Raw genomic sequence first — 21,262 nt, forward strand, 5'->3', positions numbered from 1 at the left:
CCCGCCGCCATGACCGAGGATGCTCTACCCAAGCCCAAACCTGCCACCCAAGACCCCAGCGATGGCACCCTGCTAGCTCTGCTGCTTGCAGCGTTCTACGTACTCTTTACCCTATTGCCCGGCAGCAGCACCCTGATCGTGGCATGGCCCTGGGTGTTTCTGTGGCAGGTGGGGCTGACGCTGCCCCTGCTCTGGCTACTGTGGCAGCTGTGGCACCGGCCCGTAGAGCGCTTGGGCAATGGCTTTGACTGGGTAGCACTGCTGGCGATCGCAGGACTAATTATCTCCACCCTGGGGGCAGAGTTTCCGGCCCAGGCGCGGTGGTATGGGTGGGCTGCTGTGGGGGCGATCGCCGCAGTCTACGCCCTCGGCAGCTGGCTCCGCTATCCCCAGCGTTTCTACACGCTGCTGCGGTTCCAGGGGTATGTCGCCCTGGCCTTTATCCTGCTCAGTTTGGGGCTGTGGTTGACTCAGATCTATCAGCCGGAGCTAGCTCGGCTGGCCGCGCTGCAGAGCTATGGCGTCGATCAGTCCTTTAGCTTTGCGCTGACCAGCCTGCGCAACTGGCAGCCCATCGGTCACCAAAACTACGTGGCAGGTTATGTGGTGCTGGTTTTGCCCCTGCTGGCCGCCCTGGCCTGGGTGGAGCGGGGCTGGCACCGCTGGCTGTGGCTGGGGGGCCTGGGGCTAGGAGTGTTTAACCTCTATACCACCAGCTCGCGCGGCGGCTGGCTGGCGCTTATGATCACCGGGCTGCTAGCCGTCGGTATTTCCCTGCTTTACAACCGTCTGCCCCGGCCCCTGGCCCTGGCCCTAGGCGGCACGGTGCTGGGCTTGCTGGTGCTGGGCCTGGTGGCCAACTCGCGACTGCGGCAGGTGCTAGGCAGTCTGGCTCAGGGCAATTTTGCGGGCGGCGAGCTGTCTTACCGAGTGGTGACCAATGCCACGGGCTGGCGCATGGGCCTGAGCCATCCCCTAACCGGTGTAGGGCCGGGCAGTGTGCCCCTGGTTTACCAACAGTACCGGCCTCACTGGGCCGGGCGCGATGCCGAGCTGCAGTTTCAGCTCCACAGCACGCCAGCTCAGCTCTGGGGCGAGTTTGGCCTATGGGGCGTGGTGGTACCTCTGGCGCTGGTGCTGGTGCTGGTGGCGCTAATGGTGCGCTGGATGCGACGGGGTGCCCAAGATACCCCTGCCGGACTGCCACCAGTGCTGGTGTGGAGCCTGCTGGCAGGGCTGTTTGCCTTTGGTCTGATGAGCCTGACCGATTATCAGCTCGATATTCCCGCGATCGCCGGTGCGATCGCCCTCTACCTGGCCGTACTCACCCGCAGCTTCAACCCGTCGCCTGTGCCTGCAGCGGCGACCCCTGACCGTCACCGCTGGCTGGCTGGGGTGGGCCTGGGCCTAACCCTGGCGATGACCCTCTGGCTAATTCCCACCCACCGCGCCTGGGGCACCGCCAGCAGCGGCTTCTCGGCCCTGACCGGCGAGCCTGCCAACTTCGATCGCTTTGCCAATCAGGTGGCCCAGGCCCACGAGCTGGCCCCCTGGGAGCCTTACTATCCCTACCAGCTGGGCTACCACCTGGGCGAGTTTGCGCTGCAGTCGAGCGACAACCCGCCCCTGCGCCAGACCTTGCTCACCGACGCGATCGCCTGGTTTGAAACCGGCAACCAGATCGTGCCCTACCAGGAGTTTGGCCAATCTAACCTGGGCTGGCTTCAGATTGAGAACGGCCAACCGGCGGAGGCTGAGGCGTCGTTTGCCAATGCGATCGCCCTGGTGCCCGCCAAACGAGGCGTGTTTTTTGGGCTGGGGGTGGCCTGCCTGCAAACCGGCAAGCTTGACTGTGCCACCGAAGCGCTAAGTCTCGAAATTCTGCGTCATCCCGCCCTGCTAACCAGCTCGCTGTGGCAGCTGCCGCCCTTTGTCACCCTGTACCCGGCGGTGCTCGATCGGCTACAGCAGCGCTACGATGAGCTACTTTCGCAAGCCGACGAGCCTGAATTAGAGCAATTTCTGCACCAGGCTCGGGGCAGCCTGCACTGGTGGCGCGGTGATATTGAGGCTGCCGCCGAAGACTGGCCCTCTGACGACGATCTGCGCCAGGGACTGCTGACCCTGGCCCAAGGCCAAAGCGTCGATGTTGACCCCTGGGCTGAGACCCCGGCTAAGTACGCCATTTTGGCCTGGCAAACCCCCGACCAGCGCCAGGAACTGCTGCAGCGGGCCTGGTTGACCCAGTCTGAGGATCTCGATGACCTGACCCAGGCGCTGCCGTCGCCCCAAATTATCGACCAGCTGACGGCCAGTATGGTGAACGCCAGCAATTTTACCGATTGGCTACAGCGCACCGCCCCAAGCTGGCAACCCCGCAGCGAGCGGCTGGGGTTTGGGGTGCTGAGCCGCCACATTGATGGCCCTAACCCGTCAGACTTTTTGCCCCGAGTTGAAAACATTCCCGTTGTGCAGTTCTTTGAGCCGCTGTTTCCGTCGCCGATTTTTAACCCGGCGCTAGATAATGCTCTGGAACCGTATCGGGCCAGGCTGCGATCGCAGCAGCAATCGCAGCGCCGCTAGAGTGGGCGCTGGGCAAACGCCGTTTGCCCCTACAGAACCTTTGTTTTGATTCAGCAGTTTGATTCAGCAGTTCTGAATTCGGATTTGGTATGAGCCCGCTGCAGGGGCGCAGGGTTTTACCCGAGGCAGGGTTCACAGCCCGCTTGGGAGAATTTTCCTTAGGTGTCGTCGTGGGCGTGGCGGTGATAGAGGAAGTCGAGGGCTTCGTTGCGCAGCTCGTAGAATTTGGGGTCTTCCATCATGCGGGCGCGATCGCGGGGGCGAGCAAAGGGCACCAGCATAACTTCGCCAATTTTGGCGGCGGGGCCGTTGGTCATCATCACAATGCGATCGCTTAAAAACAGCGCCTCGTCGATGTCGTGGGTGATCATCAGCACGGTGATCTGGTGGTCTCGCCAGATGGTCAGCAGCTCCTCCTGGAGTTCTTCCCGAGTAATTGGGTCCAGTGCGCCAAAGGGCTCGTCGAGAATCAGCACCTTGGGCCGCAGGGCCAGAGCACGGGCAATGCAGACCCGCTGCTTCATGCCGCCGGAGAGGGCGCTGGGCTTTTTGTTGGCCACATCGCCCAGGCCCACCATCTCCAGGTGCTCCATCACGATGTGCTTTTTGGCTGCCTCGGGCTTGTTGGGGAAGACCGAGTTTACCCCTAGATAAATATTCTCGTAGGCGGTGAGCCAGGGCAGCAGCGAGTAGTTTTGAAACACCACCATGCGATCGGGGCCGGGCTCGCGGATGGGCAGAGTTTGCAGGCGCACTTCGCCGTGGGTGGGCTGGCGAAACCCGGCCACCATATCGAGCAGGGTCGACTTGCCGCAGCCCGAGTGACCGATGACGCAGACAAATTCGCCTTCGTTCACCGCCAGGTCAATGCCGTCGAGTACGACAAAGTCGCCGGTGGGGGTGGGGTAGACCTTGGAGAGGTTGTCGATCACCAGGAAGGGTTCCTGGGTCTGCTGGTAGGTGGTGGTTTGGGTAGGGGAGTTGAGCACTTGCATGGTCTGGGTGAGTGAGTGGGTAAGGTGTGAGGAGTGGAGCCCTGTGGGGGCTTAGCACTGCTAAGCCCCTACGGGGTTGGGGTGTAGGTTAAGGCAACGTCAGCGCATCCACCGGAATTTCTTCGATGCGGAGGTCGCGCTTGATGGCGAACTGGTCTAGATACTTGAGGGGGTCATCTGGGTTAAAGACTAGGCCATCGAACAGGTGCGTGGTGTGGCGATCGCGACCGATATCCATCAGACCCAGCTCGCGGGCGGCCTGGCCAAAGATGTCTGCCCGCTTTACCCGCTCGGCAATGGCCAGCCAGTTGCGGGGGAAGGGGGTAATGCCCCAGCGCGCCATCTGGGTCATCATCCACACCGCCTCTGAGACATCGGGGTAGTTGGCCTTGCCGGTGAAGAACTGGATGTAGTTGAGCACCTGCTCGGGCTCTTGGCCGTCGCCGCGATTGTAGGGGTCAATGAAACCCTGGCGAATCAAAGCTTCGTCGGAGCCGACGTACTCGGGGCGGCAGAGCAAGTCGGCGATCTCTTCGCGGTTGCGGCGGTCGTCGCAGTACTCGCAGGCTTCGAGCAGGGCTTTGACCAGGGCCACATGGGTTTTGGGATACTGCTCGGCCCAGGCCTCGGTGACGCCCAGCACTTTTTCGATGTGGCCGGGCCAGATGTCGTTGTCGGTGGCCATCACCACGCCTAGCCCTTCGGCCACGGCGCGAGCGTTCCAGGGTTCGCCGACGCAGTAGCCGTCGATGGTGCCCGCCTTCAGATTCGACACCATCTGCGCAGGCGGAATCACCGTAACGCTGACGTCGCGATCGGGGTCGATGCCGCCGGAGGCCAACCAGTAGCGCAGCAGCAGGTTGTGCATGGAGGTGGGGTGTACCGCCGCCAAGGTATGAACGCGGTCGGGGCGGCGTGCGATCGCCGCTTTGAAGTCGGCCAGCGATCGCACGCCCTCATCAAATAGGCGCTTGCTAAAGGTGATGGCGTTGCCGTTGCGGCTCAGGGTGAGGGCGCTGACCATGGGCCGGGGCCGCTGGTTGCCGTAGCCCAGGGTAATGCCCAGGGGCATGCCCGCTACCATCATGGCGGCGTCGAGGCGATTGGTGGTAACGCCGTCGGCGATCGCATTCCAGCTCGGCTCCCGGTTCAGGGTGACATTAGTAAGACCGTGGGCCTCAAACAGGCCTTTTTCTTTGGCCACCACCAGGGGCGCACAGTCGATCAGCGGAATAAAGCCCAGCTCTAGATTCACCTTCTCTAAACCGTTGGCGGCCATGGCCACCACGGGCTTGGCCTTGTGCAGCTTGGCCCGCTTTTGCTGGTTAAGGAAGTAGACAATCTCGTTGCGCAGGCTGTAGTAGTTGGGGTGCTTGACCACCTCCATGCGCTCGCGGGGGCGCGGGAAGGGCACATCGACAATCTGGCCGACGTGGGCCTCGGGGCCGTTGGTCATCAGCACAATGCGATCGCTCAGCAGCAGCGCCTCATCGACATCGTGGGTGACCATGACGCAGGTGACCTCGTTCTCCTGGCAAATCTGCATCAGCTGCTCTTGCAGCCCGCCGCGGGTCAGGGCATCCAGCGCGCCAAAGGGCTCGTCGAGCAGCAGCAGCTTGGGGCGAATAGCCAGGGCGCGGGCGATCGCCACCCGCTGCTTCATGCCGCCGGAGATCTGGCCGGGGCGCTTGTGGGCCGCCTTTTGCAGGCCCACCATCTCAATGTGGTGGTCGATCATGCGATCGCGCACCGGCTGGGGGTGCTTCTTCATTACCCGGTTTACCGCCAGGGCAATGTTTTCGCGCACCGTCAGCCAGGGCAGCAGCGAGTAGTTTTGGAAGACGACCATGCGATCGGGGCCGGGTTCGGTCACCTGCCTGCCTTCGAGCACAATGCCGCCCGCGCTGGGCTGGTCTAGCCCCGAGAGAATGTTTAGCAGGGTCGACTTGCCGCAGCCCGAGTGACCCACCAGAGAGACAAACTCCCCCTTGTGAATTTGCAGGTCGATATTCTTCAGGGCAATGTATTCGCCCCCGGTGGGCAATTTGAATACGCGATCGACGTGGTCAACTTCTACAAATACAGCCATGGTGCTCAGGGAGTGAAGGTGCAGTTCGAGCGGGCGAGCCAGAATTTTGGGAAGCGTAGGGTGCATCCGCGAAGCGATGTACCGCTAGAGAAAGAACAGGTAGGGTGGGCATTGCCCACCACCAACCTTTGGCAGAATCACAGGTTGATTTTTGGGAAAGCGGGGGTGAAATGGTGGGCATTGCCCACCCTACGGGGGAGGGGGCTACTGCTTTTGCTCTTCGGGCAGCACCAGGCCGCCCACAAACACAATCAGGCGATCGAGCAGCAGGCCCACAATGCCCACGTAGACAATGGCGATGATAATGTCGCTAATGCGTGAGCTGTTCCACGCGTCCCAGATAAAGAAGCCGATGCCCACGCCGCCAATCAGCATTTCCGCCGCCACGATCGCCAGCCAGGAGAGGCCAATGCCAATTCTGAGACCGGTGAAAATGTAGGGCACCGTGGCCGGGAACAAAATCTTAAAGAAGTACTGGGTTTTCGAGAGCTGAAGCACCCGCGCCACGTTGTTGTAGTCCTGCGGAATTTGGCGCACGCCCTCGGTGGTGTTGATGATGATGGGCCAGATGGCGGTAATAAAAATCACGAAAATGGCCGAGGGGTTGGCCTGCTGAAACGCCGCCAGGGAAATGGGTAGCCAGGCCAAAGGCGGCACCGTGCGCAAAATCTGAAACAGCGGGTCGAGGGCGCTGTACATTATCGAACTGGTGCCCACCAAAATGCCCAGGGCAATACCGACGATCGCCGCCAGGGTAAAGCCCAGGGCTACCCGTTGCAGACTGCTCCACACCTGCCAAAACAGCCCTCGGTCGGTGCCACCGTAGTCAAAGAAGGGGTTGACGATCAGCTCCCAGGTGTCTTGCACCGTGCGGATAGGGGTGGGCAGGTTGGCGTCTGGCCCCATGGTCATGACTTGCCAGATAGCCAGAAAAATCAGCACGGCCACCAGGGGCGCAATCAGTTCTTTGAGCCAGGTCACGGCCTGACCACTGAGCTTTTGTAGGTCAAAGCGCGATCGCGCCGATCGAATATCGAGGGGTGCCGTCATGGTCGATAGGTCTCCAGGGCGTACAGCAGAGGAATAGTGCGGACTGGGGGACAAAGAAAAGGTTGAAGCAAAAGGCTTTCCGGCTCCCCTCTCCCAGAGGGGTTGGGGAGAGGGGCATTGGGAAATGGCGGGCAGTGCCCACCCTACACGCGCTTAATGGCGAGGCTGTCGAGGTAGGCCTGGGGGTTCTCAGGGTCGAAGGTGATGCCGTCGAAGAAGGTTTCGACGCCGCGCGAGGTGCTCTCAGGAATCATGTCTTCCTGGCCCAGGGCGGTAGCCGCCTCGCGCCAGAGGTCTTCGCGGTTCACGGCCTCGACCCAGGCGTTGATGTCGGTGTCGGCGGGCAGCTTACCCCAGCGAATGTTCTCCACCAGGAACCACAGGTCGTGGCTCTTGAAGGGGTAGGAGGCGTAGTCATCCCAGTACTTTTGCTTCAGGTCGGGCAGTTCTTCGACCCGACCGTTGCCGAAGTCAAACTTACCCTGGGAGCGATCGATGATGTCGTCAAAGGGCACGTTAAACCAGGCCCGCTCGGAGAGAATCTGGCACATCTCTTCTTTGTTTTCGTCTTTGCTGCACCACATGGCGGCTTCGAGCACGCCCATCAGCAGGGCCTTGGTGGCATTGGGGTTGGCATCGACCCAGTCGGCCCGCATGCCCAGGGCTTTCTCGGGGTGGTCTTTCCACATTTCGCCAGTGGTGAGGGCGTTGTAGCCAATCTTCTGGTTCACCGTTTGCAGCGGCCAGGGTTCGCCCACGCAAAAGGCATCCATATTGCCCACCTTGACGTTGGCTACCATCTGCGGCGGTGGCACCACAATGGTCGAGATGTCTTGGTCGGGGTCAATGCCGCCCGCCGCCAGCCAGTAGCGAATCCACAGGTCGTGGGTGCCGCCGGGGAAGGTCATCGCCGCCTTGAGTTCGCTGCCTGCCGACTTGCGCTGGGCAAACACCTCCTTGAGGGGAGAGCTGTCTAGACCAACGTTGGCGTCGAGGTAGTCGTTAGACAGCGAGATGCCCTGGCCGTTGGTGTTGAGGCGAGCCAGGATGTACATTGGCACCTTGCGACCGTCGGTAACGATACCCTCAGAAATCAGGTAGGGCATGGGGGTGAGAATGTGCGCCCCGTCGATGCCGCCGCCGCCCGAACCCAGCACCAGGTTGTCGCGGGTGGTGCCCCAGGAGGCCTGCTTCTCAACTGAGACATCGGTCATGCCGTACTTGTCAAAAAAGCCTTTAACTTTGGCAACAATCAGCGGGGCCGAGTCGGTCAGAGCAATAAAGCCTAGCTTGGCCGTGGTGGTTTCGGGCGGGGCAATGTCAACGTTGGCAGCCACTTCAGTGGGGGCATTTGCGGCCTGGTTAGATCCACCCTGACTGCAGGCGTGGAGCAACACAGTACCCACGGCGGCGGTGCCAGCGGTGGTCAAAAATCTGCGGCGATTGAGTCGAGTCATGTTGCATTCACTCCAGAGTTATGCAAAGTGGTAAATACAGAAAGTGATCAGGATATTGGCTGATCGCCGTCGGGCTAATTTCTGTGCCAATTCCACAGAAAGTCTGGAACTCACTTAATTGTTTGCTCTGCTACCACCAGCTTTTGGCTTTCTATAAAACCAGAAATTGACCAACTAAAATGTGGCAACGTTGGCAGAACAAATGAAAATTAAGCAATTATAAGGAGCAGGCCCTGGCTTAAGACGGGCCTTCAAACACCACCGCTCTCAGAACGTTGCTGAACCAAGAGGTAGATTTTTCAAGGGGTTTAACCCTATCGGCCAGGTAAAGTCGGAATTTTACAAAATCAAAGCTCCGCAATCTTTTACTGATTTGTATTCTTGAACTGCCCTGTTAAAGTCAGCATTTCTGTGCTTTTGCACTACGACATTTGAGATTAAGTTATTCAAACTTTGTGACGGGTTTTGTATTTATGGTTACGCTTTGCGATTGGCCATCCATTTATCGCATGAGCAACATGTAGGATTTGCATAATTAGTTTGAAAGGGTGCGATCGCAGCGTATCGAGTACCCCGATCGCAACCCGGCCAAGCCCTAGTGTTGGGGCAATCGCGGCGTTAAGAGAAAAGCAGGGAAAGTGGTGAGTGTTTTGAGCCTGGCTAAATGGCGCATTTTGCTGACGGTGCTGCCGCTAACGGGGCTATACGGGGCGGCTAAGCTCGCTCTGCATCGTCTGGGGTGGGAGCCCTGGGCCTTTGACTCACTGACCGGGTCGCTATTTGGGGCCGCCACCTTTGTGATCGCCTTTGTGCTCAACGGCACCCTGGGCGACTTTCGCGCCAGCGCCGACATGCCGGTGCAACTGGCCAATGCATTGGAGACGATTCAAGATAGCAACCAGCTGGTGGCGCAGGCGAATGCTGATTACAACCCCCAGCCGCTGAGTCAAGATCTGGTTGCGATCGCCCAGGCAACACTGGACTGGCTCCAGGCCGAAAAACCCCAGGCCGAAACGGCGATCGCCCTTGACCGGCTCAATACCTCCCTGGCTGCCATGCTGCCCTATACCAGTGCCCCGATCGTGGCTCGTGCCCAGGCTGAGCAGGCTAAGATGCGCCTGCTGATTACCCAGATTGGCATTAGCCGCGATACCGATTTTGTGGGGCCAGCCTACGCGCTGCTGGAGGTCTTTTTGATTGGGGTAGTGGGGGCGCTGCTGCTGATTGGGGCCGACAGCTTCAGCGAAAACCTAGTGGTGTCGTGCCTGCTGTTTACCTCGTTTACCTATCTGCTGCTGCTGATTCGCGATCTAGACAACCCCTTTCAGTACAATGGCCGCACCAGCGTTGACGCCGATCTGTCAACACTGGCGGTTTTCTGCGATCGGCTGCGGCAGGTTTAGTCAGCTCAAAAGAAACCGAGTCCCTCGCAATCCGAGGTTGTATAGCGGTGGCCAGTTCGCTTAGAACATCAGTAACCGCCATTGGCGAAAACTGGGGCGGCGAACTGGCGTATAGCCATCGCTCCAGAAGCTCTGGCACGTCCTAACTGTCCTGACGATGGCTATAAATCCCGATTCATGGCTAGAAACCCCGTAGGGGCGTAGCATGCTACGCCCCTACCAATTGCGGGGATTCATTCCAAATTTGGGATGAGTCTACAAAAACTTGTTGGCCATGCCGATCAGCCCCGCCATCTGGCCCAGGTCAACCTCGCCGGAGAGCACTTTTTGCAGCAGTCCGCCGCCTCTGGCGTTCGACCCCTTGACTAGAAACTGAGCGATCAGCGGGGTCACGCTTCTGACCATGCTGGGGTCGGCCCCGACTCGCTGGGCGATCGCGCTAATTTGCTCATTGGCCAGCAGCTGTTCCACTGCGCCGGTCGCCGCTACCGTTTGCAGCGTCCCCATCAGCCCCCCCGGATTGCCCCGGCCCTTGGCCTGCAGCACGCCCTGGAGACCGCTGGCAATGCCGCCAATTTTGTTGTTTTCCACGGGGGCGTTGTTGAGATTGCCCAAAATTGACCCAATTAGGCCGCCGTTGGCTTCGGTATCCTGGCTGGCGATCGCCTGGTTGACCATGCCCATTAAATCCATCACGTCACCCTCTAAATAACGTTTCTCGAATAGGCTAAGCGCTTTCCCCCTGGGCGACAAGGTCAGAACGATAGAGAACTCAGCTCATACGCGGCATAGGCGGCGGGCTAGTTCATATCTAGCAGACTGAGCTGGTGAATGGTGGGGTCAGCGGCGGCCGCCCTGGGCTTTCGCCGCCGCGATCGCGGTGGTTGAATGGCGACGTGGGCCACAAACCAGGTGCGCAGGGCGGCCGCTTGCTCAGGGCTTAGGGCGGCCAGGGGCAGCGCCGCCGGAAACAGCTCGTCGAGGGGGGCTGCGGCCCAGGCCACCTCACCGCCGTAGAGCTCAGTGCCAAAGGGGGTGAGATCTGGGGGCATGGGGGCTAGAAACGGCAGCAGGTTGCTGGCATTGAGAAACTTGCCCCGCTGGGCTTCGAGCTGTTTGACCCGGCGCTGGCGGGCGGCCTTGTAGTTGAGGATGGGGGCCGGGTAGCCCGAGAGCGTCGGTGGGTTGCCCAGCTGACTGGCGGGCACATCGGCCAGTTCGGGCACCCAGCGCTTGATGAACTCGCCCTCGGGGTCGCAGCGGTCGATCGCTACCTGGCCGGGGTTGTAAATGCGGGTCCAGGTTTTGTCGACGCAGTGGGTGACGCCCGACTGCATGGCCCACTGGTAGTGGTCGATGGGGCAGTCGCCGTCGATTAGGTGGCGCATAAAGTGCAGTGCCCCGTAGCGCCAGTCGATGCCGCCCAGGTTGCTCAAAAAGCTGGCGTAGATGGCCCGGGTGCGAAAATTGAGCGCCAGGTAGCCGCCGGTGGCCTGCAGGCAGCGAGCGGCGGCATCCACAATCGGAAAGCCGGTCTGCCCCATTTGCCATGCCTGGTAGAGGTCGCCGTCAAAGGCCCAGCCCTCGTGGTCAAAGATGCTGTAGAGCGATCGCAGCTCCAGCTGCGGCAGGTAGCGAAACCGCTGCGTAAACCCATTGCCCCAGCGCAGCCGCGAGATCAGCTGCTGGTGGCTGCGGCGCAGGCGGTGGTCGCCCCAGTCGGGGGTCTGGCGAATGGTCTGCACGCACTCCCGCACCGAAATGACGCCAAACTTGATATGGGGGCTGAGGCCCGTGGTGGCCTCGGCACTGGGGTAAGAGAGCTGCCAGTAGTAGCGATCGGCCTTGTCGGTCAAAAAGGCTTGCAGCAGGGTGCGGGCGGCGGCGGTGCTGGCGGGGGGCAGGGGCTTGCCGTCGGCCTGGTGGCCCAGGGCCTCTAGCTCGGGCAGGGGGTCGCTAGCCAAGTTCGGGGGCACCAGCACCTGGGCCGGGGTGGGCACCAGGGGCTGCCCCATCTCGCGGTGCCAAATGTCGCGGTACTCGGGGTAGGGCACCAGGGCGGCGACGCTGGCAGCAGGTTCAAACCAGCGAATTTTCAGGCTCTGCTGGGCCAGCGCCCGGTTGAGGCGGGCATCGCGCACCCGCCCGTAGATGCGCTCGACATCGGTATGGGCGTAGATGCCGTCGGCCCCGGTCTCTCGCAGCAGCTTGGGCAGCACCTCTACCGGGTCGCCCGATCGCACTATCAGTCGCCCGCCCAGCGCTTTCAGGTCTGCGTCTAGCGCGTGCAGGGCCGCCAGCATAAAAGCCACCCGCGCCGGGCCAGTTTCGGGGTGGTGCAGCAGGGCGCGATCGAAGATAAACACAGGCACCACCAAGCCCCGCCGGGCCGCCCGCAGCAGCGGCTCGTGGTCAGATACCCGCAGGTCGCGGCGAAACCAGACAATGGTTGTGTTCATGGCGGTTCAGGCGGAGCGACGGCTGCTCTCGTCCGCTTCGAGGTTGCTTGGGGGGCAAGGGGGCGATCGCGCTTTTCAAACCGTAACAAAAAAATTAGGCCGATTTGGTTTGCTGAATAGTATTTGCGTACTATACTTGTACTCAGAAATTACTCCTGCTCTCTGCGCTGCCCACTGCCGCCCTTATGGATGGTACGCCCCGGCAGACGATCATCCCCCTAGCCCGCAAGCGCTGCTGGCGTTAGATTCTGCTGCCCCAGCTTGCTGACGGGCTCCGTTTCCTGACTGGGGGTAACTTGGCTGGCTCGGATTCAGGTTTCTGAGCCTGGCTGCACCCCCGGCAGAGTTGGGAGCATGCTCGGGTTCCCCTCCCCAACCCTTCCCAATCCGTAGACAGCAAAGGTCAATGCTATGGCTCAACGCTCTTCCTACCCGGTTTCGTCGCACTATCATCGGCCCCAGCAGCCGTCGCCAGGTCAGCCCCAGGGCGCTTCGCCTAAACCGTCGCCCCAGCCTGCGCCCCGGTCGGCCTGGCCTGCGCCCCAGGCTGGCCCTCGGCCCTACCCCCCTACGGCTCAAGTCAATAACAGGGCGGTCTATGGCGAGTCTACACCCCGTCCTCAGCCCCGCCAGGTGCTGGTGGCAGGTGGGTCGGTGCTGGCGCTGGCGGCACTGTTGATCTCCCCCAATATCAATCAAGAGCAGGCCCCGGAGGCCGAGGCTTTTACCTGCATTCGCCAGGAGCAGCCCAAGTCGCTGGTGTCGCGTGACCAGGTCAAAAAATTGCTAGAAACCGATCTCCAAGCCCCCAAAGCAACGGTGCAGGAATTTCTCAACGCGCCCTACTGCGTGCTGTCGCCCGGCAAAACCGAGGCCGGTCTGCCAGCGGAGCGCGAGGCCTACCCCCTAGAGTTTGACCCCCAGACCTGGCTGGTGGTGCTCTACGACGGCGATCGCTACGTTGGCTACGACTTTAGATTTCGCTAGGGGCCGTCTGCAACCGCCGACCGGGGGCTGCTGGTGCCAGGCATACCCTGGCGCGTGGTTCGTCTGAGAAGTTCTTTGCTAAAGTGGCAGGGCAAATTCGCTTAGTCCCCTAGGGGTATTGCCAAAGTGGTGCAAAACAAGCCGCGGCTGAAGAAACCCCCGCTGCCCCTAGTTGTGGCAGCGGCGCTGCTGTTTTTGGGCGGCGGTATTCTCAGCTTTTGGGTCGCTGCCCGCCGGGGGCAGCTGGCTAAAACCCTGCCCGCCGGGGCCAATGCCATTCCGGCGGACGCGCTGATGGTGGTGGCTCTCTCCAGCGATGAGGCCCAGTGGCGGCGGCTGCGCCAGTTTGGCACCGAGGCCACTCAGGCCCAGTTTGATCAGCTTTTGGTGGAATGGCGCGATCGCCTGCTGACCGACCAAAACCTCACCTTTGCCCGCGACATTCAGCCCTGGGTTGGCCCTGAAATTACCCTGGCGGTGCTGCCCGATACTGCGCCTGCCACTGACCTGCCCCCCTCGCTACCGGCCCCCGAGCTAGCCCTCAGGTCCAACGTGGTGATGGTGCTGCCCATCGCCGATGCCAACCGCGCCCAAAACGATTTGGGCGAGCGGCTGGGCCAGGCCGAGCAGGCCGAAGATGCCCCTTACCGGGGCGTAACCCTGCAACAGCTGGAGGGCCAGGCCGAAACCCCCCTCTACGCCGCCGTGCTGAGTGCCGAAACAGCGGTGCTCAGCCCCCAGCTGCCCCTGCTCAAACGGGCGATCGATGCCTATCGCGGTGGCGAGTCGTTGGTCAATCGGCCTGGGGTGGGCAAAGCCTTTGAGCAGCTGACCGAAACCCGGCCTTTGGCCCGCTTCTACGTCGATATGCCCGCCCTGGCCAAAACCGTGGCCGAGGCTGCCGATCCGCCCATTGCCCCCAGTCGTTTGCGCGCTTTTCAGGCTCCTCGGGGGCTGGTGGGGGCCGTGGCGGTTAAAAATCGCGGCGTGGCCCTGCAGGGGGTGAGCTGGCTAGAGCCGGGAACCCAGACCTTTGCCACTGGTAACCAGGCCAGCCAGATGCCCCAGCGGCTGCCCACGGGAACGCTGTTAGCCATCTCCGGGGGAGACTTTCAGCAGTTTTGGGAGGATTTCCAGGCAGGGGAGCAGTTCTCGGCGCTGTTTCCGCTGCAGGCCGCCGAGGTGGCCCTGGGGCTACAGTCGGCTACCGGCCTGAGCCTGGAGGAAAACCTGCTGCCCTGGATGGCGGGAGAGTTCGCCGTAGGCGTGCTGTCGCCCCCGGCTGGGCCGAGCAACGCCCCGCCGCTGCCCAACCCGGCCCTGGTGCTTATGGTTAAGGCCAGCGATCGCGAGGCCGCCACGGCTACCTTCGAGCAGCTCGATGCCGTTATGACCAGTCGCTACCGCTTTGCGGTCGATACGGTGGATATGGGCGGCGTGCCCGTCACCCGTTGGACAGCCCCCTTCAACTCGCTGGAGATGGCCTACGGCTGGCTGGAGGGCGATATTGCCTTCTTTACCGTGGGCCAGGGCATAGCCAATCTGGTTGCCCCCTCGCCGGGCCGCCGCCTGGCCGAGAACAACTCGTTTCAGGCCACCACAGGCGAAGCGCCGCGTCCCAACAACGGCCATTTCTTTGCCAACTTAGAGGCCCTCAGCGAGGCGGAGAATAACTTGCTGCTGCCGCCTCTGCCCCAGGAGGGGTTGCTGGGGTCTGAGGCGATCGAGGCGATCGGGGTAACGGCCACAGTGCTCAGCGATCGCCAGGTGCGCTACGACATGACGGCCATTCTAAAGCGGGGCGATCGCCCCGGCGACCTGCCCTCAACTGAGGCTGCCCCCGTCGCCCCTGAGGAAACGCCTGAGCCTGAAGCGACCCCCGCCCCCGAAGCGACGCCCCCGGCCACCAGTGAATAGGTGTCCAGCAGCAACAGCCTGCATTTTTAAGTTCGGTCTAGTCCAACCCTATCTAGGTGGAGCGGTCGCCCCAGTCATTCAACCCACAAAAGTCGGTAGGATAGGACAGGACCATCCTTCCCTCAACCCTCTTTCCTGAACTATGGATTTGATTGCGCTCCAGGGCTGGCTCGACAACGCATCCTTTGCGGTGCTGTTTATCGCGATGTTGCTCTACTGGTGCGGAGTTGCCTTCCCGCGCGCCACACTGCTGCCGTCTCTGGGCACCGGGGCGATCGCCGTGGGCAACCTCACCATTGCCGCCCTGCTCGGTGCCCGCTGGATTGAGGGAGGCTACTTTCCCATGAGCAATCTCTACGAGTCGCTGTTCGCTCTGGCCTGGGGCATTACCGCCATGCACCTGGTGGCTGAGCGCATGAGCCGCAGCCCGCTGGTGGGGGCTGTTACCGCGCCTATTGCTATGGCTATTACAGCCTTTGCCACCCTGTCGCTGCCCGGCACCATGCAGGGGTCAGAGCCGCTGGTGCCCGCCCTCAAGTCGAACTGGTTAATGATGCACGTCAGCGTGATGCTGCTCAGCTACGCGGCGCTGCTGGTGGGGGCTTTGCTGGCGATCGCCTTTCTGTTAGTTACTCGGGGCCAGGCCGTCGAGCTGAAGGGTAGCTCGGTGGGTACCGGCGGCTTTCGCAACGTTAAGCTGCATCGGGCCGAAGCCAAAGCCGCAGCTACAGCCGATCTGCCCCAGCCGCTGTCGATCTCCGCTGGCGGTGCTGCTGTCCTCGAGTCTCCTGCGGCCACCGCCGTCAAACTTTCGCCCCAGCGGCTCACCCTGGCCGATACCCTCGACAACATTAGCTATCGCATGATTGGCCTCGGTTTTCCGCTGCTGACCATCGGCATCATCGCTGGGGCAGTGTGGGCCAACGAGGCCTGGGGCTCTTACTGGAGTTGGGACCCCAAGGAAACCTGGGCGCTGATTACCTGGCTGGTGTTTGCGGCCTACCTCCATGCCCGCATTACCAAAGGCTGGCAGGGGCGTCGCCCGGCTATTTTGGCGGCTACCGGGTTTGTGGTGGTGTGGGTGTGCTACCTGGGCGTCAACATTCTCGGCAAAGGGCTGCACAGCTACGGCTGGTTTTTCTAGCTATTTTTTCTAAATCTTTTTTACACCAGATCAAACGAGCGGGGCGGCTGGTGACCTATCGTTTGGCCACTCCACCGCCTTAAAGGGCTTGATAAGTGGGCAGTTTTTTCAGGTGTAGTCGGGCTCCAGTTGATGAGCTGCCGCGAGGCAGGCCCGGACGATATCTGCCGCCCCTGCTTGGGATGTTGCGTTGGGCAAGTACCACAAACCCATTTATGATGAACCGTCGGGCGGTATAACTTATCCAGCCGTCAAAATGCTAGATCAATTCAGGGCCGCTGTTACTGCTAGCTGTTGCGATCGCGCCTAAGCCATGGTCACACCACAACCCGTATCGATCACCAAGAACCGTCGTCTAGGAAGCTGGGCGCGATCGCTCCTGGGACTGGGGTTGGGGCTTTTGCTCGCCCTCGGCTGGGGCACCCTGGCGATGGCGCAAATTTCTAACCCCTTCGGACCGGGCAACAACAACCTGCCCCCCGCAGGCGTCCAGCGGATTGGCCTGATCGAGGTCACATCGGTTTCCCTCGACGGCGTTTCTTTATTCGATATTGCCTCTCCAGTGGTGTTCAACCGCAACGAAGCCGGTGCTGAGGTGCCGGTCGAGGTCCGCGCCCGCCAAATTGAGACCAATCTCAACCAGGTTGTCAACCGAGCCTTAGATCTGAGCTACACCGATGAGATCCTCGATAGCGCCTCCCTGGATGTCACTATTGAGACCATTAGGGGCCAGCCAGTTCTCTTTGCGGTGGGGGCGGGCCTGGTTGAACCCAGGGTTTTGCTCACCATCACCGACACCGACGCCCAGTACAACGGCGTATCGCAAACAGACCTGGCCGAGCGTTGGCAAGAGGTGCTGCGCGACGCTCTCCGTCAGGCGGTAGACGGGCGTTTGCCCGAGGCTCGGCAGCGGCAAATTCGCAGAACCGTCTGGATTGTGCTGGTCAGCATCTTGCTTACCCTGCTGCTGACTAGCATTTGGCAGGCGCTGGGCTGGCGTAAAAGCTCTCTTGAACGCAAGCAAACCGCCCAGGCGGGCATGGCTGTTCCCCCCGACAACGAGTTTCCTGCCCAGCAGCTGCAGTACCTTTTTCGCTACCAAATCACCTTAGAACAGCGGCTTCAGGTGGTCGCCTTTCTGCGCTGGCTAATGTTTTGGGGCATTGCCTTTGTGTGGATTGCAGGCATTGCTAGCGGGCTCTACATTTTTCCCCAAACCAGAAGCTATGCCTTTGGGCTGTTCTCAATTCCGGTGCTGCTGCTGCTGACCTGGTTTTTTACAGGACTGCTCAACCGGCTCGCCAATCTGACCATAGAGCGGGTGGCCCAGGCCTGGGGCAAAAACGAGCTGGGCGATCTCGATGAAATGCAGCGCAAATCAATGCGCCTTTCTACCATTACTGGGGCGCTCAAGGGTCTCAAAACGGCCGTTATCTACGCCCTGGCTACTCTGCTGGTGCTGCAAACGCTGCGCATTGCCCCGGCCTCTCTGCTGGCCTTTGGAGCCGTAACCGCCCTGGCTATTTCTTTTGCCGCCCAAAGTCTGGTCAAAGACGTGGTCAATGGCTTCTTAATTCTGCTGGAAGACCAGTACGCCATTGGCGATCTGGTCACGACGGGTACCACCACGGGCATTGTCGAAAATCTAAACCTGCGGATTACCCAAATTCGCGGCGAAGATGGCCGCCTGGTCACCCTGCCCAACAGCCTGATTTCCCAGGTCGAAAACCTCAGTCGCAGCTGGTCACGGGCCAATATTCGCATTGACGTGGCCTATGGCACCAATGTCGATGAGGCCCTGTGGGTGGTGCACGAAACGGCCCACGCAATGGCTAGCGACCCCGAGTGGGGCTACGCCATTCTCAACCCAGTCGAAATGCTGGGCATCGACGCCATGACCCATGCGGGGCTCACCATTTTGCTCTGGATTCGCACGCGTCCGCTAAAGCAATTTTTGGTGGGCCGTGAGTTTCGCCGCCGGCTTCGTATTGCCTTTGACAAAGCGGGCATTGCCATTGGGGTGCCGCAGCAGGCCTTTACTGGGCTTAGTAATGGTTCAAACGGTGGTTCAGGCGGCGGTCTTGATCGAGAGAGAGCAAACGGCGGCCACGACGGCGACGGCGCTGCCCATTCCTCAGCAAAAAGCGGGGCTGTTTAACCCCGCTCGTAGTTTCTGTGGTCTGACTGGCTCTGGCCGATTGGGATGCGATCGCCCCAAGCGCACCAGTCCTGAGGGTTACTTCAGCTTTTGCTTGATAAAGGCAAGCATCTTACCGAGCTGGCCCTTGAGCACCGTTACCTCGCCCTGAAGCTGCTTCACCTGGGCCTGGAGAGCCTGGAATTCGGCAGCGCTGACATCGCCACCACCCGTAGCGGTGGGTGCGGCAGCTGTCGCGGCGGCGGCGGGGGCCGTTACTGGTGTACGGCGGGGCTTGCGGGCCTTGACCATCGCCGCTTTGATCGCTTCGATTAATTCTTTTTGCTCGAAGGGCTTTTGAATAAACTCGAAGTACTCAAAGGGCTCAGTAATTTTTTCGGTGACTTCTTCTTTGCGGCCCGACATCAGCACCAGGGGAATGTGCTGCAAGTCAGGATTGGCCTGAATTTCTTGGAACACTTCCCAGCCGCTCATGCGGGGCAGTAAGAAGTCGAGCATGATCAGGTTGGGGCGCTGGCTACGAATAGCATCCATGCCTTCGACACCGTCTTGGGCCTCAACGACTTCAAAATTGCCCTGGGGCAGCATGTCGCGCACGCGCATGCGGATGACCCGGCTATCGTCGATGACCAGAATCTTGTGATTTGTCACGATTGACTCCTCTTACGGTGTCGAAGGGCTTGGTAGACGTGAAATTAGTATAGTTCAGGTTTTTAGAAAGTCCGTGCCAGAAACGAGAATCTCTGGGGACTGGAGTTTTCTCGGCGGTTTGGCCCGCCTGACCTGCTCCAGGGGCTGTTATCGATTGACCACTGAGGGTTCAAGCATCAATGGTCACAGCCCCTAACCGTTTTTGGGGTCGGGCGTGGCAACGCTGGTGCTAGAAGGTCTTTGGTCAAAATTGACGACACGCCCTAAGGCTGGTTAAAGCGTTCCCCTAAACCCTGGCTAAACCGACAGTGCCCTCTAGATTTTTGCCGCCCGAAGCGGTCAAAATATCGGGCGGCAAAAATCTAGGATGGTGGCGTCAGCAACAGGTGGGCGGCCTGCTTCACCTGGTCGAAGGGGTCGGGGCAGGGGGACAGGGCGGCCAGGCGCACTACACACTGGTGCGGAAACAGCTCGGCGGATAGGTCAAGCCCCGACTGATAGCGGTTGTGGACGATGTAGCGCTGGGCAATGCCGCGATCGCCCAGGGTGTGGTTCAGCCGTTTGGCCTCAGCCAAAATGGCCGACTGGTTTTGCACTACACCAATAAATTCGGTGTGCTGGGGGTCTTTGAGTTTTTTCTGGGCGGCCAGCACTCGCTGGCGCAGGGTACGCAGGCGACCCATAAACTCGACTCGGCCCACCACGTCTTTGTACTTAATCCACAGCTTAAAGATCCAGCCCAGCCAGTCGCCCAGGGCGGTGGGCATCTCCAAAAACCGCAGCAGGTGACCGGTCGGGGCGGTGTCGAGCACAATTAGCTGCTGCTCGTTGCGCTCCAGCAGATCCATGACCGTTATCAGCGAGAGCATTTCGTCAATGCCAGGCAGAGCCTGGGCCACCACCTGCCGCCAGGCATCGGGGCCGTAGGCGAGCTGGATGCCGCTGGCAAGGTCGCCGTCGCCCGCCATCATGTCGGCCAACTCCCACAGGTAGTCAGTGCGAAACTGGTCGAGCACTACCTCGGCACTTACCTCCTGGGCCTGCAGGTTGGGGCGCAGTCGGGTGGGTTCGTGGCCGAGGGGCTGGCCAAAGGCATCGCCCAGGGAGTGCGCCGGGTCGATCGACATCACCCGCAGGTTGGCCTCGGGGTGGCGCTCGGCCAGTCCCCAGCTTAGAGCTGCCGATATGGTGGTTTTGCCCACGCCGCCTTTGCCGCCTACCACAATCAGCCGCCTTCCTGCCGCCACCAGGTCTTCTATGCCGGGTGGAATGGGTGTGGGCCACTGGTACACGGCAGCTGTGCCGCTGGCAGGTTCCCCCTTAGCCGTGACTAAATCTAGGGGTTTGACCTGGGGCATCAGGGCATCGAGGGCGGCGGCCCCAACGGGCTCACTCGGTTGAGCAGGCACCCACAGTACCGGCTGCCCCTGGGCGTTGGCCTCGGGCCAGTCGTTGACTATCGCCTCAAACTCGGCCAGCACCAGTTGATGGCGATCGAGAATGCGGCCCGATTCCTCAAGCACGCGGTTGACCACCAGGCCGCCGAGGGGAATGCCCAAGCGCCTCAGGGCAGTGATAAAGCGATCGCTCTCTGCCCAGCTCATCGGTTCCGGAATGCCCACCACCCAGCAGGCGGTCCGCTCGTGGTCCTGAAGTAGCCCTCGCCCCTGCTCCAGATCGCGGTGCATATCGGCAATGAACTGGTCGGCTTCATCGGGGGTATAGCGACCGGCCAGGGTTTCGGTCAGGGTGCGGTGTTTCTGCTGAAATTGGCCCAGGGCCGCCAGCAGCGTATCGAGAAAATCCATCAGGGCAAACAGGCTGAGGGTATGGCCGCTGGGAGCCATATCGACCACCACGCGATCGGCCTCGCGATCGCGCAAAATCCGCTGAATTTCCAGCAGCGCCATCAGCTCGTCGAGGCCGGGCCAGCCCATGTCCCACACGGGGCTGAGGTCGTCGCCTTCGACAAAGCTGCCCCGCTCGACTAAAAGCTCTAGCACGGTGCCGTAGTCGGCTCGAAACTGCTCTAGCAGTGCCGCCGCATCGAGCGCGCGCACCCGCAGGTTGGGCCGATCGGGCAGGGGCATAGGCGTGTTGTCAACAGCTACTAGCAGCACATCCCCCASRKMKTSMRMWGRRWMGSNTAGMGMNCWGSNGCWYNNTTTYGWTGRWSTGCWSCTGGKSYANCKGCCKSRSRWRSSYRMWRGMRRKMGYCGTTKTNGCCNCRCKCMGMSCTTRSYRSKMACCATAAATAACTGATGGGGCGATGATGTCAGCATTGGCTAACCTTACTAACTGCTGAACCTAGAGTGCCCAGGGCTACTGCCAACGCTGGCCGCAGCATGAAACTTAGGAATAGGGCTGTT

General features: G+C 61.0%; 14 protein-coding genes. 6 read left to right on the top strand and 8 right to left on the bottom strand.

The genetic code is table 11. The features are described from left to right. Positions 1-9 precede the first annotated feature (9 nt). Positions 10-2,583 carry an O-antigen ligase family protein gene (locus IQ265_RS01225; protein WP_194050390.1) on the top strand — a complete coding sequence of 858 codons (2,574 nt, stop codon included), beginning with the start codon at positions 10-12 and terminating at the stop codon, positions 2,581-2,583. 158 nt (positions 2,584-2,741) lie between these two features. On the opposite strand, the gene IQ265_RS01230 is transcribed toward IQ265_RS01225, so the two are convergent. The 4 genes from IQ265_RS01230 to IQ265_RS01245 form a co-directional block, all read right to left on the bottom strand. Further along, positions 2,742-3,578, bottom strand: a complete 837-nt coding sequence (locus IQ265_RS01230) for a nitrate ABC transporter ATP-binding protein (protein ID WP_194050391.1) — start codon at positions 3,576-3,578, stop codon at positions 2,742-2,744. An 88-nt stretch (positions 3,579-3,666) separates the two neighbouring features. Then, a complete protein-coding gene (locus tag IQ265_RS01235) occupies positions 3,667-5,667 on the bottom strand; it encodes a nitrate ABC transporter ATP-binding protein (RefSeq protein ID WP_194050392.1) in 2,001 nt (666 codons plus the stop codon). 204 nt (positions 5,668-5,871) lie between these two features. Then, positions 5,872-6,717: a nitrate ABC transporter permease gene (gene ntrB / locus IQ265_RS01240; RefSeq protein ID WP_194050393.1), complete on the bottom strand. Its 846-nt coding sequence runs from the start codon at positions 6,715-6,717 to the stop codon at positions 5,872-5,874. 143 nt (positions 6,718-6,860) lie between these two features. After that, complete coding sequence (locus tag IQ265_RS01245) at positions 6,861-8,174, bottom strand: CmpA/NrtA family ABC transporter substrate-binding protein (protein ID WP_194050394.1); 1,314 nt, start codon at positions 8,172-8,174, stop codon at positions 6,861-6,863. Between the two features lie 650 nt (positions 8,175-8,824). Between IQ265_RS01245 and IQ265_RS01250 the strand changes: the two genes are divergently transcribed. Further along, positions 8,825-9,577, top strand: coding sequence for a hypothetical protein (locus tag IQ265_RS01250; protein ID WP_194050395.1), 753 nt, complete (start codon positions 8,825-8,827; stop codon positions 9,575-9,577). A gap of 255 nt (positions 9,578-9,832) precedes the next feature. On the opposite strand, the gene IQ265_RS01255 is transcribed toward IQ265_RS01250, so the two are convergent. Together IQ265_RS01255 and IQ265_RS01260 are read right to left on the bottom strand one after the other, a co-directional pair. Continuing rightward, positions 9,833-10,270, bottom strand: a complete 438-nt coding sequence (locus IQ265_RS01255) for a hypothetical protein (RefSeq protein ID WP_194050396.1) — start codon at positions 10,268-10,270, stop codon at positions 9,833-9,835. A gap of 107 nt (positions 10,271-10,377) precedes the next feature. Further along, complete coding sequence (locus IQ265_RS01260) at positions 10,378-12,036, bottom strand: deoxyribodipyrimidine photo-lyase (RefSeq protein ID WP_194050397.1); 1,659 nt, start codon at positions 12,034-12,036, stop codon at positions 10,378-10,380. A gap of 411 nt (positions 12,037-12,447) precedes the next feature. Between IQ265_RS01260 and IQ265_RS01265 the strand changes: the two genes are divergently transcribed. The 4 genes from IQ265_RS01265 to IQ265_RS01280 all read left to right on the top strand — a co-directional run bounded on the left by IQ265_RS01265 (position 12,448) and on the right by IQ265_RS01280 (position 18,242). Then, positions 12,448-13,023, top strand: a complete 576-nt coding sequence (locus tag IQ265_RS01265) for a hypothetical protein (RefSeq protein WP_194050398.1) — start codon at positions 12,448-12,450, stop codon at positions 13,021-13,023. Positions 13,024-13,152: 129 nt separating this feature from the next. Continuing rightward, positions 13,153-14,940, top strand: coding sequence for a DUF3352 domain-containing protein (locus tag IQ265_RS01270; protein WP_194050399.1), 1,788 nt, complete (start codon positions 13,153-13,155; stop codon positions 14,938-14,940). Between the two features lie 142 nt (positions 14,941-15,082). Then, positions 15,083-16,084 (top strand): c-type cytochrome biogenesis protein CcsB, encoded by a 1,002-nt coding sequence (gene ccsB / locus IQ265_RS01275; RefSeq protein ID WP_194050400.1) that lies wholly within the window; start codon positions 15,083-15,085, stop codon positions 16,082-16,084. A 313-nt stretch (positions 16,085-16,397) separates the two neighbouring features. Then, the gene (locus tag IQ265_RS01280; RefSeq protein WP_194050401.1) at positions 16,398-18,242 is read left to right on the top strand and encodes a mechanosensitive ion channel family protein; all 1,845 of its coding nucleotides are present in this window, start codon (positions 16,398-16,400) and stop codon (positions 18,240-18,242) included. Between the two features lie 78 nt (positions 18,243-18,320). On the opposite strand, the gene IQ265_RS01285 is transcribed toward IQ265_RS01280, so the two are convergent. Next, entirely contained in the window at positions 18,321-18,893 is a 573-nt protein-coding gene (locus IQ265_RS01285) for a response regulator (protein WP_194050402.1), read from the bottom strand. 362 nt (positions 18,894-19,255) lie between these two features. Beyond that, the gene (locus IQ265_RS01290) at positions 19,256-20,983 is read right to left on the bottom strand and encodes an ArsA family ATPase (RefSeq protein ID WP_228037455.1); all 1,728 of its coding nucleotides are present in this window, start codon (positions 20,981-20,983) and stop codon (positions 19,256-19,258) included. Between the last annotated feature and the right edge of the window lie 279 nt (positions 20,984-21,262).

It is taken from the genome of Nodosilinea sp. LEGE 06152, assembly GCF_015207525.1.
Classification (GTDB): Bacteria; Cyanobacteriota; Cyanobacteriia; order Phormidesmidales; family Phormidesmidaceae; genus Nodosilinea.

Bases quoted from the DNA above. Each gene is read 5' to 3' on its own strand.
- IQ265_RS01225 (WP_194050390.1), top strand. From the start codon at position 10: ATGACCGAGGATGCTCTACCCAAGCCCAAACCTGCCACCCAAGACCCC.
- ccsB (WP_194050400.1), top strand. From the start codon at position 15,083: ATGGATTTGATTGCGCTCCAGGGCTGGCTCGACAACGCATCCTTTGCG.
- IQ265_RS01290 (WP_228037455.1), bottom strand. From the start codon at position 20,983: ATGCCCCTGCCCGATCGGCCCAACCTGCGGGTGCGCGCGCTCGATGCG.
- IQ265_RS01280 (WP_194050401.1), top strand. From the start codon at position 16,398: ATGGTCACACCACAACCCGTATCGATCACCAAGAACCGTCGTCTAGGA.
- IQ265_RS01255 (WP_194050396.1), bottom strand. From the start codon at position 10,270: ATGGATTTAATGGGCATGGTCAACCAGGCGATCGCCAGCCAGGATACC.
- IQ265_RS01235 (WP_194050392.1), bottom strand. From the start codon at position 5,667: ATGGCTGTATTTGTAGAAGTTGACCACGTCGATCGCGTATTCAAATTG.
- IQ265_RS01265 (WP_194050398.1), top strand. From the start codon at position 12,448: ATGGCTCAACGCTCTTCCTACCCGGTTTCGTCGCACTATCATCGGCCC.
- IQ265_RS01230 (WP_194050391.1), bottom strand. From the start codon at position 3,578: ATGCAAGTGCTCAACTCCCCTACCCAAACCACCACCTACCAGCAGACC.
- ntrB (WP_194050393.1), bottom strand. From the start codon at position 6,717: ATGACGGCACCCCTCGATATTCGATCGGCGCGATCGCGCTTTGACCTA.
- IQ265_RS01260 (WP_194050397.1), bottom strand. From the start codon at position 12,036: ATGAACACAACCATTGTCTGGTTTCGCCGCGACCTGCGGGTATCTGAC.
- IQ265_RS01245 (WP_194050394.1), bottom strand. From the start codon at position 8,174: ATGACTCGACTCAATCGCCGCAGATTTTTGACCACCGCTGGCACCGCC.